The following is a 13,658-nucleotide window of genomic DNA, read 5'->3' as shown; positions in this document are numbered from 1 at the left end:
GATTTGATCAATGATCTCTCAACCCTTTAGCCTCGATTTTTTATTGTTTTTCAAGTTAAGGATTTATTTGCTTTCAGAATATATTTTAGGTCTTGTATTTGTTGTCCTTTTATACAACTTTTATATATTGTGTTTTTGTTACCGTGTTCTTGCCTTTAGCATTCTTTACTGTCAAGTTAACAGTATATGTTCCTGCCTTTGAATACTTGTGAACAGGATTCTGATGGAATGACTTTGCTCCGTCTCCAAAGTCCCACCTCCATTTAGCAGGTATTCCTGTACTTGTGTCAGTAAATTTAACCTTTAATGGCGTTTTTCCTGAGGTTGGAGTTGCAGAAAAGTTTGCAGCTGGTTTTGTAATCACTTTTATATATTCTGTTTTTGTTACCGTGTTCTTGCCTTTAGCATTCTTTACTGTCAAGTTAACAGTATATGTTCCTGCCTTAGAATACTTGTGAACCGGATTCTTGAGGAATGACTTTGCTCCATCTCCAAAGTCCCATCTCCATTTAGCAGGTATTCCTGTACTTGTGTCAGTAAATTTAACCTTTAATGGTGTTTTTCCTAATGTAACACTGCTGTTGAAGTTTGCAGCAGGTTTTGTTATCACTTTTATGTATTCTGTTTTTGTTACCGTGTTCTTGCCTTTAGCATTCTTTACAGTCAAGTTAACAGTATATGTTCCTGCCTTTGAATACTTGTGAACAGGGTTCTGGTGGAATGACTTTGACCCGTCCCCAAATTTCCAGAACCAGAAAGTTGGAGAACCAGTGCTTGTGTCAGTAAATTTAACCTTTAATGGTGTTTTTCCTGATGTTGGATTCGCAGAAAATTCAGCTACTGGCTTTGCTGAAGATTGACTGGAGACCTTAATATACTCAGTTTTTACCTCAGAATCGTTACCGTTAGCATTTGCAACCGTAAGGTTGACAGTGTAGGTACCGGCTGCAGCATAAGTGTAGATAGGGTTCTGCTCAGTGCTGTCAACTGTTCCATCGTTATCAAAGTCCCATGCATAGGATGAGATATTGCCATTTGACTGATCCGTAAAGTTGACAGTGAGAGGAGCATTACCAGACGTCGGAGTTGCAGTAAAGTTTGCAACCGGAGCTCCAGGCAATGGTTCACTTACCACAATGTATTCAGTCTTTACTTCAGAATCGTTACCGTCAGCATTGACAACAGTAAGGTTGACGGTATAGTTACCTACTGTTGAATATGTGTAGATAGGGTTCTGCTCAGTACTGTCAATTATCCCATCATCGTTGAAATCCCACTGCCAGCCCGTCGGCGAGCCAGTCGAGATATCTGTGAATTCTACGGTCATTGGTGCTGTACCGGTTGTTACATTTGCAGTAAAGTTAGCTACTGGTGCAGATTCTTGTTCTTCCTGATATTCAACAACAAGGATCTGCTGGAGCACATTCATACCTCCGCGTATTGTTTCCTGGATACCTGCCTCGTTACCGGTTTTGTTAATGTAATTTTTCACGTCAAAAACCTGTGCATTGCTGGAGCTTGCATTTCCCTGCCATGCATTGCTTGCAACGGTATTGCCATTGAAGAGCAGATTCCCTTCATCTGGACCGGCACTTCCTGCGAAACTGTACAGCGTAGCGTTCCTTACCTTACTCACGTCAACAGACATGCCTGTGAAAGGAGCATAGGCAGTGGCTTCTTCAAGCGTAGTTCCGTAACTAGTAGGAGAATAAGCTAGTTCGTCGCATTCTTCATTGATGAAGATTTGTTTCCTGGTTTCGTTAGAATCGCGGTAGACCACTACCAGAGTGCTGGGGTACAGAGCATTGCTGTTTTCAGAGTCAGGTGTCATGGTAAGGTTGTTTCCAGCAGTATTGAACTGATCTGTTACATCGAAGACATAGAGACCGTATGTATAATTCGCATAACTACCGAAATTACTCTTGTCAGTGTAGAGGGTACCGTTTGCAAGCGTGTTTCCGTTGAAGGTTGCAGTCCATTTTGGCACTCCTCCAGAAGTTGTATCCCAGTTATAGGACATATAGAGCACGGCTTTTTCCACAGTAGAACCGCTCGGAATCAAAAGGTCGCTTGCTGTCCAGGTTTCTGTCCTGTTAGCCCATTTTACACCCTTATAAGCAGAAGAAGATTGGGTGGAGTACAGAAGGTTACCCTGGAGATCATAGGTCTCTTTCGTTGTGATATCACTTCCACCTTCCCAGTAGCGTTTGCCTTTATACCCATTGTATTTGACAGACTTATCCACACTGGCATTGTTGTTTGCCTCGTTATTTTCAGGAATAAGGTTGTCAGGGTCGACAACTGCAGTGTAGGTTACGGTGCCGCCTTCCAGGCTGCGGATTGTGGGGTCAATTAAGGATACGGTTACTGTCTCTCCACTTGCAAGGGAAACAATTGTTGTTGTGTTTACCGGAACTGTTCCATCGGACACGTCGCTTGCATATAGAGACAGCGAAATGTTAGTAAGGGTGTCAGTTCCGGTGTTCTTGACATCGGTTATCTTTACAGTGTTTGCCTCCTTGGCAAAGACTGCAGAGCCTGGTACAGTGTTTATGATTCCGGAGATAGTGAGATCGTTAGTTTTCGCTGAACTTACAGTGATATAATCCGTCTTTACTGTGCTGTTGCTTCCGGCTTCATTTGTGACCGTAAGGTTGACGGTATAGTTCCAAGCTGCGGTGTAAGTGTGAATAGGGTTCTGCTCAGTACTGTCTACGTTGCCATCGTTATCAAAGTCCCATGCATAGGATGAGATATTTCCAGTTGATACATCGGTGAACTGAACGTCAAGCGGAGCCTTTCCACTGGTCCGATTGGCTGTGAAGTTTGCAACCGGTGCTCCAGGCAGTGGTTCACTTACCACAATGTATTCAGTCTTTACTTCAGAATTACTTCCGTCTGCATTTTCAACCGTAAGGTTGACTGTATAGTTTCCGACTTTACTGTAGATATGCACGGGGTTCTGCTCGGTAGCATTAGTACCGTCTCCGAAGTCCCAGAACCAGGATGTTGGGGAACCTGTTGACTGGTCAGTGAAATTCACACTGAGAGGAACCGTACCTTTCGTTACGTCAGCAGAGAAGTTCGCAACCAGGGTTGCCGATGCCGAAGAAGCTGTGACAAGTACTTTAAGCGCATTGTTCGTCTCGTCCGATTCATCTATCTCATTTTCTGGATCTGCAGTTACAGTGAGGTTATAGTCATCCGCTGATTTCGGTGTCCACGAGAAGTTCACTGTAGAGCTGCTGCCTGATGCAATGCCTGAAACAGACTGCGTATCTACCACCGTGTCGTTTACGGAAAGAGTCGCGTTAAAGGTATCTACATTCTCTGTACCGGTGTTATTAATGGTAGAGCTAATGATGCAGAGAGTGTTCGCGGTAATACTTGATGATGGGATAATTTCAGTAGGAATTATATCTGGTTTTGCTACGGCTGAAACAGCGGTGTTTTCGTAGCCATAGATGCTACCACCATACGCCCCTACGAGTAAGTCATAGTCCCCGTCACCGTCAAGATCGGCTAAGTATGGATGAGCTATTGGTTCTATGATATTAGGTGCATTCCATGCAGATTTCTGCGTCCATACAGGGCTATTTTTAGTCCCTGTGTTCTCATAAGCATATGAGGTACCATCTGTATTGCCTATAAGTAGGTCGTAGTCTCCGTCTTCGTCAAGATCAGAGGAACATGGAGCTGCATAAGATCCTATGTCAGGTACATCCCATGCAGAGTTCGCCGTCCACACCGGGCTGTTTTTAGTCCCCGTGTTCTCGTAGCCATATACTTTACCGGATTTCTCACCTATCAGCAGGTCGTAGTCTCCATCGTTATCAAGGTCTACTAAACATGGAACTGCAGAAGATCCTATGTCAGGTACATCCCATGCAGAGTTCGTCGTCCACACCGGGCTGTTTTTAGTCCCCGTGTTCTCGTAGCCATGTACCTTACCGATTTTATCACCTATCAGCAGGTCGTAGTCTCCATCGTTATCAAGATCGGCTAAACATAGAGCTGCAGAAGATCCTATGTCAGGTGTATTCCATGCAGATTTCGATGTCCATACAGGGCTATTCTTAGTCCCCGTATTCTCATAGCCATATGCATAACCGCTATATACACCATCCAGTAGGTCATAGTCTCCGTCGTCATCAAGATCAGCTAAACATGGAGCTGCATAAGTATTTATATCAGGTGCATTCCATTCTGATTTGGAGGCCCACACCGGACCGGAAGTTGTTGAAGTTGTAATATATCCTGTTTTTGAGGTGGTATTGTTTCCGGCAACATTTGTAGCCGTAAGTTTAACAGTATAAGTACCAATAGCGGTGTATAGATGTGTGGGGTTTTGACTGGTTGAATTGCTGCCATCACCAAAGTCCCAGAGCCACGATGTTGGTGTATTAGTTGACTGGTCAGTAAAGGTAACTAATAGAGGTGCACTTCCAGTAGTTGGCGTTGCTGTGAAGTTGGCTACAGGTGGTATGAAAGCGCTAATGTAATCCGTTTTAATTTCGGAATCGCTCCCAGCTACATTGCTAACCGTGAGATTGATAGTGTATTTTCCTGCGGCAGCATAAGTGTGCGAGGGGTTTTGATTGGTTGCATTTGTGCCATCACCGAAGTCCCAGAACCACGAAGTTGGTGTATTAGTTGACTGATCAGAGAAATTTACTGTGAGAGGAGTACCACCGGTGAGCGGACTTGCAGTAAAATTAGCTACTGGCGTGATTGCCGAAACTGTGATATAATTCATTTTCAGGCTTGAATTCGTTCCGCCTGCGTTTGAAACCGTGAGATTAACCGTGTAGTTACCGGGAGTTGAGTAAATGTAGGTAGGATTCTGCTCTGTGCTGTCAATAGTTCCGTCATTGTCGAAGTCCCAAGACCACGATATTGGTGATTTAGTCGACTGATCTGTGAAGGTCACTGTGAGTGGAGCATCGCCAGAAGTCTTGTCTGCACTGAATTCAGCTACGGGTGCAGTTGCTGAATTAGCGCCTATCAATGAGGTTAGAATGTTGTTATTCTCATTTGACTCAACTACTGTATTTTCAGGATCTGCAACCACGCTGAGTGAGTAAGTATCTGCGCTGCCATCAGGTGTCCAGTGCAGGTCAACCGTTGTGTTACCTCCAGCGGTCAATCCGGAAACAGACTGCGTATCAACAACCTTACCTTTTACCATGAGCGATACATTAAAGGGCTGAGAATCTTTGTCTCCCTGGTTTTCAATGGTGGCAGTCATGGTGTTGCTAGTGTTAGCAATTACAACAGAAGGTGTGAGGTTCACTGGTATGAGATCAGAAGCTTTATATTCTATTGAAAGAGCGTGGAACACTGGAGAACAATAGGTATCGCTTCCTCGTCCCACGTTTACAGTCTGGTTCTCGGCAACAAGGGAGTCCTTTACATTGTCCCATCTTATGTAGTCAAAATAGCCACCACTTGTTGAATCGGCAGGATTTGAAAGGGATTTTCCATTGAAATCCTCATAATTATACCCAGTTAGGTGGGTTGAATAGAGACTTGCACTCTGCACATTAGCAAGGTCCACGGTCCCGTTGAAATATGTGAAAGAATTGTCCACTGAATATCCTAAGTACTCGCCATAATGAAGCCAGTCAAGACCATCTGCAATCCAGTATTCCATCTGCGGCTTACTTTCTTTTTTCAGCACGACTACAAGAGTAGTGCCATACTGTCTGCCGTCTCCCCATGATTTAGAGTTGATAGTTGCGGTATTTTTTTCTCCTGGCTGCACATAGTCTGTGACATTGTAGGGTATCCATGTTACACCCATACCGGAGATATAACAAGACGGGTTAGTCTCGAATTCATGACCGTTGAATGTGGTGGATATTGTTGCATCTTCGAGATAAGAGGAACCCCAGATCCCTACATAGTATCGTGCAAAAGCAACGGTACCGTTTGGTACGTTAAAATTGTTTGTAGAGAGTTTAGAATCCCAGTTTGCTATAGATGAGACATACATCTCACCTCGAACCGTGTCGTGTGCTGTTGTGTTTAAAGCCGAAGCAGTACCGGCAAAAAGCAGTATTAATAGTATTGGAAGTATATATTTTGCGTATTTGGGGGTTATATTTATCACCTTTTGGTTTGATCAATTAAAAAATAAGGACGACCTTATAAGGTCGCCTCTGCCTGAAAATTGATTTTTTCACTTTCAAAGTTTGCATAGTCTCTTAAGGAACTCTCAGAGTTTTCTATGTGCTTGTACCGTCGTTTTCTGGAATCTACTGTATACTTAGTCAAGCCAATTATAAATAACAAGTATTTAAATGATTTGAAAAAATAAGATTCTTATTAATTTATATATGTAATAAGTATTACTAATATAAAAAATAGTGATATATTATTTGTAAATATCTTTTTTAAATTCTGTGATTTTTATGAAATAATTCATCCTAGTGGATAAAATAATCACAAAAAGTATATCTTCTTCAAGTTCAATGATAAAAAGTAAATTTCTAATTCATGATGACAATTGAAGAATTTAACTAAACTTAAAAAATGTACTCAAGTGATATGCCCAACTTTGATACTGTGTCAATAAATTCCAGAACATATTTCATATTGTGAAATTTACCATTAAATTTGAAGAAAATACCCAAAAAAGTTCAATCCTCAGAGTCCAGATTTTTACAATTTTTCCAAAAATAAATGGGAAGGTAAGCAACCTTATTCAGGCTGCCCCCACCCAGCATTTAATTGCTTTCGAGTTCCAAAGTCTATTCGTGAAGCACCTTGAGAGTCGCTGTCGTGTTCGCCTAGCTATTTCCGATCACCTTTGGTAACCCTCCTGGTTGAAGTCCACAAAGACCCCACTACCAAAATCTGTTTCCTTCTAAGAAGTTGATCGCTTCAGCTGTCACTTCTATGGTGAAGCTCCGCTTCTTTAAGAAGAAAAATCCGATTATGTTGTCTTATTAACAAGTAGGAATGCGTTTGCTGCTCCCATTTGAGTATCATTGCGATAGTCGTTATCATCCAGTCCATTCATAAATGTAATCGAATTATTACCTGAAGTAAGATTCGCAAGTATGTTTGTAGTATTATATGAGAAATCTTTATCTCGTGGACTTCCATCCCATACTCCAGTGTCAAATTCCTGATTATTTACGAAGAGTGTGTTATATGGTGTACCTGCAGACGGCGCAGCCGTGATCAGAGTTGCAGAAGAGATACCAGTCGGAACATTTGTGAAGGGTGCCCAAGTTTTAGCAACACTTGGGGATATGTTATTTCGCCAGTTAATAGGTGCTGTAAAATTAAGAGCCTTAAGATACGTCACGTCACATCCTTCGTCAATCCAGTAATATTTTGTCGCAGTAGAACCTTCAAGATTGTAGAGTACAAGAAGTCCTACTGCCTGAATACAGAACGAGTGACTGTCATTACCGGCAGTTAATGGGTTATATACATACGCACGGCTGTTTGAAATATTCACATAGTACGTCCGATCTGCGTCAGTTGCATCAACATAGTCAGTGACATTATAAGCATACGTTCCGCTCGGATAATTATAATATACGTTATGCGTGTGTTGTTGACTTTGGTCTTTCCAGTCTACGTAAGAATCATAATCAGCTGGATTATCGAATTCATATGTATACTGATCATCGAAATTTACGTCCATCTCGGCTTCAGTACCTTCATTATACATGGTGTTTAAGTCGTTAATATAACTCCATGTCCAGTAAACATACAGCCTTGCACTGACATTTGTTGCTCCCTCTGGTAAGTCTGGAGTGAGCTCAACGTTATAATGATCAATAGCACCTGTATTAGAATTGTTGTTCCATATCTTCGAGCTGTAGGTGCTGTTTCCTATCGTGTAGTCCATGCCTCCCGTGACCGTTCCACTATCTTTTTCGGTCAAATTATGGTCTCCCGTATAATTAGCAGCCGCCGGTAACGCTGTCAGAATCAGTGCTGCACACAGGACCAGCATAGTCATCCCTATGCGCAAACTTAAATCAGATTTTCTTATCATCTATGAATTTCTCCTTTAAATCTACTCAAGTACTGATTTTAATCGCGGATTGTCCCCGCATCTTAGTTGAAAACTCATTGTACTATTCCATCCTCAGACAGCTCATTGGGGGTCCGCCGAGCGACACTATCCAGTAAGTTTATATATAATCTGGATAATATGCTTTGAAATCCGAGAATGGATTCTTTTCTATCCTTCTCCAGTCATCCTCGACGCTTTTTGGGAAATCCGTCGAGCGATACTGTGCAGTAAGCATGCACAGAGCATTCAAAATGGACAATGAAAAATCTGAACGTAGACTCTTTCATCTTCTGTTCAGATTCTTCGTGTTCGTATGATCCAATCACCTTATCCAGATGATTGATAGCCGGAATATATCTCCACTTTCTCTGTTTCGCGAATGTGGATTGGCATATTTTTAAAGGTTATATGAGGGGTCTTAAGACAAGTCAACAAGTCAATACGTTCCACTTCCCTGGACTGTCTACTTTTTCTTGCCTATCTACTTTTTTCCGGCAGTGTATTATAGATATGATGTCTATTTAAATTTTTCCTATATTTGTGTTATTTTTTTTTAATTTTATTTTACTATATATTGATATTATATATTATTTTCACACAAAATCATATATATAATCTATTTTTTGTTATAAAACTCATAATTAAATGACAAATATTTCCTGAACATAAAAATTTGTGCTTATAATAACGCATACCGTTTTCTTTTCTGAGATTCATGTAATTGTTTACTTTCTTATTATCTTGAATTAAAAAAATAATAGATTAAAAAGTTATTATGAATAATACTAAATTATATAAAAATACTAAATAGTATTAAATATAATGAAAGTATATCCTATATCGTAATATGAATTCTTATAATAGTATAATCTTTTAATCATTTGTAAGGCAAAAATGATCTAGATAACTTCCGGATCCCAGTAATCTATCTGAAAAACAATGAAAAGTGATTAAACTTTATATTCCGGGTTTCCGAACGATAGTCAAGAACTAAAATTTCTTCACCAAGATGAAGTGAAAGGTTAACCACGAAAGACACGGTATAAAAAATAGGAACATATTTCTTCCGCGAGTTTTGTTTCTGTCGTGATTATAAAGTAAGTGCAAATACTTAGGTCGTTCATCAATAATAAGTTGATATTTTAGATCTCATAAACTTGAGTTCTACATGTCATTTTCCATCTTGAGTAAATTTAATCTCCTCGTTTCAGTAAGTTTAATCCGACTCTCAATTCCTTGATCAGTTTTGGTGTCTTAAAATTAAACTTAATCTACTATTAGGATAAGACAATGGATAGGAAAAATCATATTAGAGATATGGCAGTTTGAGCTTTCCTCTAAAGTTTGTGGTTATCATAATTCTAACCCAACCTTGAAGGATAGAGGATGGACTTGTCCAGACTATAAAACAAAATTCCTTCTGTTTATTCCTTCTGTTTATTCCTTCTGTTTATTCTTTTTGAGTATACTTTATGAGTATTCTCTCTGAGTATTTATTCTCTTTATAAATAACATAACCTTTTATTATAATAACATCTAATGTTATGAAACTTACAGAAAATGTTAAATATAAGTTTATCATACATATATATGTCTACAAGGACACAAAAAGAAACGCCTCCTAGATTCGTAACTTGAACATACAACTCCTGTAAATTCTTCGCCTGTGAGTATGGGCAGGTGAAGAGTTTTAGGTGCAGCTTGTATTCCGCAAAAGTCCACAAAATGAAATCATTTCCAGATATTGTAGCGGTTTGAAAAAACTCATCTCTTTAAAACAACAGCAAAAGTAGTAAAAATAAGCTTAATACTCTACATGTTATTGCGGAATATTAGGGCAGGGATTGGACCAGAAAAAATCTGATCCTCTGCCCAGTTAAATCTTTTTTACAGGTCTTTGGAAAACAACAAAGTTTATTAGTATTTTAAAGCCTTGCACCACTCATTTTTACAGCTGTGTCGTAACCAAGCAGCCCTCCTATTAACCCTCCTGCACATGCAAGTGCAAGTTGAACCCCGACGTACCAGGGCGCATATGAGATCTTCCACTCAACTGGGGCATAGAGCATGTAGAACACAAGGGTTGAAACCATACCTCTTGATATGCCGTAGACCGCAGCTGTCAAGCGCCTATCTGCATAATCCATCCCAAATAAGAAGACCAGAAGGTCAACTATAACACCTTCAGCCAGATAGAAGCCCAGCCACATAATCTGAGAACCCCAGACAACAATACTGATTAGCAGGACGCAGGCAAAAAGCAAAGTCGCAGTTCCGGGCTTTCGGACCAGCTGTAGGGCTACTATCATCAGGATAACTGTTGGAATTGCAATAATCAGACCGTCAAACCAACCCAGATTAATGAGTTTGCTTATATACCGGAACACTACGGCAATAATGGCGGCAAGAAGTGCTATTGTTATCAGGTCAACGGTTGAAAAGAGCTCAAGAACTCCAAAATGTTTGACAGCAACCAGAATGCCAGCAAAGAGCAGGAGGCTTGCCAGGATCGTAAAATAAGTCAGCCAGGAAGGTGGTGGTACAATATTTATAAATTGTTCACTTTGCTGCTCACCCCCAGGATAGACCACATGAATTTTAAAAGGGACCTCTTTTTTAAACTCAATAGAGGCAGGTGGTTTTGCATCAAGAAAGAGATCTATACTTTGTCCGGGAGACAGATCCCCTATTTCAGCCTCGAGGTTCTGTTCTTCCTTTGTTATATGATATGGTTGAGAAGGTATGTCGATTTCCAGATCTTGTGGAATTTCAATTAATACGGTTATATTGTGTAAGGGTTCACTTCCAATATTCTGGATGTTTACTCTAGCCCTCTCCCAGGTTTGTCCCGCTACAAGGACATTTGAAGTTTGACTCTTGTCCAGGGGAATCTCCAGACTACACGCAAAAGGGGGAGGCGATGAGCTGGAAACTGCTCCTGATATAATAACTCCAGGAACAAAATAAACAGCCAGAATCAGTGCAAGCACTGCCGCGAGAATCAGTCTGTATTTCATGTTTTACCTCATTTTTATCAGGATTAATTTTCAGGTATCTATTTTACGTGGGAGAGGAATTGCATACTTTTTAGCCAAAGAAGGTTTTCTTTTTTTGAATTAGTGTTAGAAGGCCTTTTACGTACACACCTATCTCTTCCTGAACCTATTCTTCCTGAACTTATCTTTCCCTAACCTATCTCTTCCGAAACCTGACAGCAATAGCAAGGCAAGCTAGAAGGCAGACAATTATTACTGGAAGAGGAACCTGTTGATTTTCTGTGCTTTTTTGTTCATGTATTTTAAAATACTCATCATTTGATTCCGATTCAGAAACGAGGACTGCAACACAGGGATGTAAGTAGCCTTCATCTCCCCGTTCAAAGCGAAGGGAGCTTTCCGTACTCTTCAGAGAAACTGAAGTTGAAAATAGGTCAAAGTACTTTCCCTGGGCAGACCTGCCAACATCGCTTCCAACATTCGTCGAATCAAAGTACAGTTCATCTCTTTCCCCTTCAGTACCTGCCACAATCATTGTATATAAGCTTGCATTTTTTCCAGGAGATGTGCCTTCAAAAGTGCTCGTTACATCATCCTTATTATTTGTATATGCAAGAGCATAATTGCCCTCGTTGATCCAGAACTTGACCGGAGGCAGGGACCTGTTCTCACAAACAGCTACAAGTGTAGTTCCGTAAGGTCCACCTCCTGGAATTTCAGGAGAGATCGAAACCTTGTTTATTCCTTCATGGAGAGAATTATTGATTTGTAAACAATAGAGGCCGACTCCCCAGGCCGAAGTATAATCAGGCTCCTGCCTTAATGTAAGGTTATTGCCATTGACAGTTACAAGGATACTATTCCCGCTTTTATAGTTCCAGACTGGTACGTAAAGTCTGGAAAATTTGACGTCCCCAGAAGGCAGTTTGAAATACTGGATGTAAGGGTTTTCCCCAGTATAGCCGTGCCCCCCGTCAACATAGACTTCTCCTCTGACAACTCCTTCTGCAATCGTATACGGAGGAATACCGTCTCCCTGCCAGCCTCCGTTTCCAGAGAGGAAAAATAGAAGCAAAAGTCCGATTCCAAGCAGCCCTATTATCAAGATTTTCTTTCCAGTATCCAAATAAATCATCTCCAGGAAAAGCTAAGTATTCCATTCAAAGATGTCTCAGTGCCTTAATAGGATCCAATTTTGCAGCCCTCCAGGCAGGATAAAGTCCTGAAAGCACGGACACAAATAAGGAGATTATAAAACCGGCTGCAAGAATCTCGAAGTTTAATGCAGTCAGATGGCCAATATTTTCAATTCCGAGACGTGATACCAACAGGGGCCTTCCTACTCTATCTATGAGCGTTGAAAATATGATACCAAAAAAATCTCCAAAAATCCCTCCAAGTGCCCCAATAAACAGACATTCAGCTAAAAACATTCGCAGGATGTCAGATTCTGAAGCACCAAGAGCTTTTGAGATCCCTATCTCCCTGGTTCGTTCGTAGACCGATACCACCATAGTGTTGATTACCATTAGTCCACCTACAAGCAAGGTAATACTCGAAAAAAAGGCAAGGACAAGAGTTATCCCATTCATTATCCGGTTAACTGAATCGATTTCATCCTGGGCACTTGAAGTAGCAAGCCCAAGTTTTTCGATCTGATTTCTTGTATCGGCAACAAAAGAGGAACTTTCCACCTTAACCAGAGCTCCGTCATAATACTCCTTTTTGCTGAGTTTTTTTGCATATTCAAGCCTCATAAAGGCTCCATTGTCGATTTCGCCTCCGGTTGGCTTTAGGTAGCCCATTGGAATAAAGCTTACTTCCTTATCGATTGGTCTTCCATCGTCTCCATAAAGCCGCAGCTTAGCTGTCATGGGTGTTCCTATTTTGGCTCCATCTAATTTTTCCAGTTTTCCCCACAGGTCACTTCCAAGTACAATCTGGTTCTGTCCACTCTCAAACCAGCTCCCTCCGGCAAGCTCAAGCTCATTTGCAGTTCTGTAATCTTCCTGAACACCAAACAAGTCAAAATAGCTTCCTGAAGGGCTAACATAGGCATCCTTTACATACGGACAGACAAGCTTTCCATATCCTTTTAGTTCTTCTACTTTCGACTCGCTTATCAGGATGAGTCCATTGTCTTTTAAACCCGGAGAAACATCAATCAAAGTCAGGTCACGAGACTTCTGAATTTCTTCTACCGCATTGATTCGGAGACCTTCTCCTAAGGATACGACGGCTACTACAGATGCTACTCCAATTGCGATTCCTAGAAGGATCAACAGGCTTCGGAGTTTTTTAAGACGCAACTGCCTTATTGCCATTGAAAATTCTTCGTCAAACATCGTTCAACAATCCTTGCTTCCTTTTCCATTACTGTAATGGGGCAGAGATGAGGCCAAAACGTAGCCAGATCAATGCATTAAAATCACAGTAACGTATATTAATGAAAGAAAAAACATTGCGGATTACAAGATTAAATGTTACTTATTTTATATTAGTTAACATAATTTATGAATATATATCTTTTTTGATTTTTTACAGGTACTTATTTGAAAACAAGCTCGAATTTAAACCCGAATTTAAACTGTCATTTGTTACTTAATAGTCAAAAATGAGGTTGC

General features: G+C 40.6%; 5 protein-coding genes. All 5 read right to left on the bottom strand.

Annotated elements, in window-relative coordinates:
* Nucleotides 1-109: 109 nt before the first annotated feature.
* The 5 genes from MSBRW_RS23455 to MSBRW_RS10320 all read right to left on the bottom strand — a co-directional run bounded on the left by MSBRW_RS23455 (nt 110) and on the right by MSBRW_RS10320 (nt 13,379).
* Nucleotides 110-6,112: a PKD domain-containing protein gene (locus MSBRW_RS23455; protein WP_011307725.1), complete on the bottom strand. Its 6,003-nt coding sequence runs from the start codon at nt 6,110-6,112 to the stop codon at nt 110-112.
* Nucleotides 6,113-6,937: 825 nt separating this feature from the next.
* Complete coding sequence (locus tag MSBRW_RS10335; RefSeq protein ID WP_011307726.1) at nt 6,938-8,017, bottom strand: DUF3344 domain-containing protein; 1,080 nt, start codon at nt 8,015-8,017, stop codon at nt 6,938-6,940.
* A 1,946-nt stretch (nt 8,018-9,963) separates the two neighbouring features.
* Nucleotides 9,964-11,055 carry a hypothetical protein gene (locus tag MSBRW_RS10330; protein WP_011307727.1) on the bottom strand — a complete coding sequence of 364 codons (1,092 nt, stop codon included), beginning with the start codon at nt 11,053-11,055 and terminating at the stop codon, nt 9,964-9,966.
* Nucleotides 11,056-11,230: 175 nt separating this feature from the next.
* Complete coding sequence (locus MSBRW_RS10325; RefSeq protein WP_230669678.1) at nt 11,231-12,169, bottom strand: DUF3344 domain-containing protein; 939 nt, start codon at nt 12,167-12,169, stop codon at nt 11,231-11,233.
* Between the two features lie 25 nt (nt 12,170-12,194).
* A complete protein-coding gene (locus MSBRW_RS10320) occupies nt 12,195-13,379 on the bottom strand; it encodes an ABC transporter permease (RefSeq protein WP_011307729.1) in 1,185 nt (394 codons plus the stop codon).
* Nucleotides 13,380-13,658: the final 279 nt, after the last annotated feature.

The sequence above is a fragment of the Methanosarcina barkeri str. Wiesmoor genome (assembly GCF_000969985.1).
Lineage (GTDB): Archaea > Halobacteriota > Methanosarcinia > Methanosarcinales > Methanosarcinaceae > Methanosarcina > Methanosarcina barkeri_B.
Note: the sequence above shows the minus strand (reverse complement) of the source record. Positions and strands in the feature narration are given on the sequence as shown.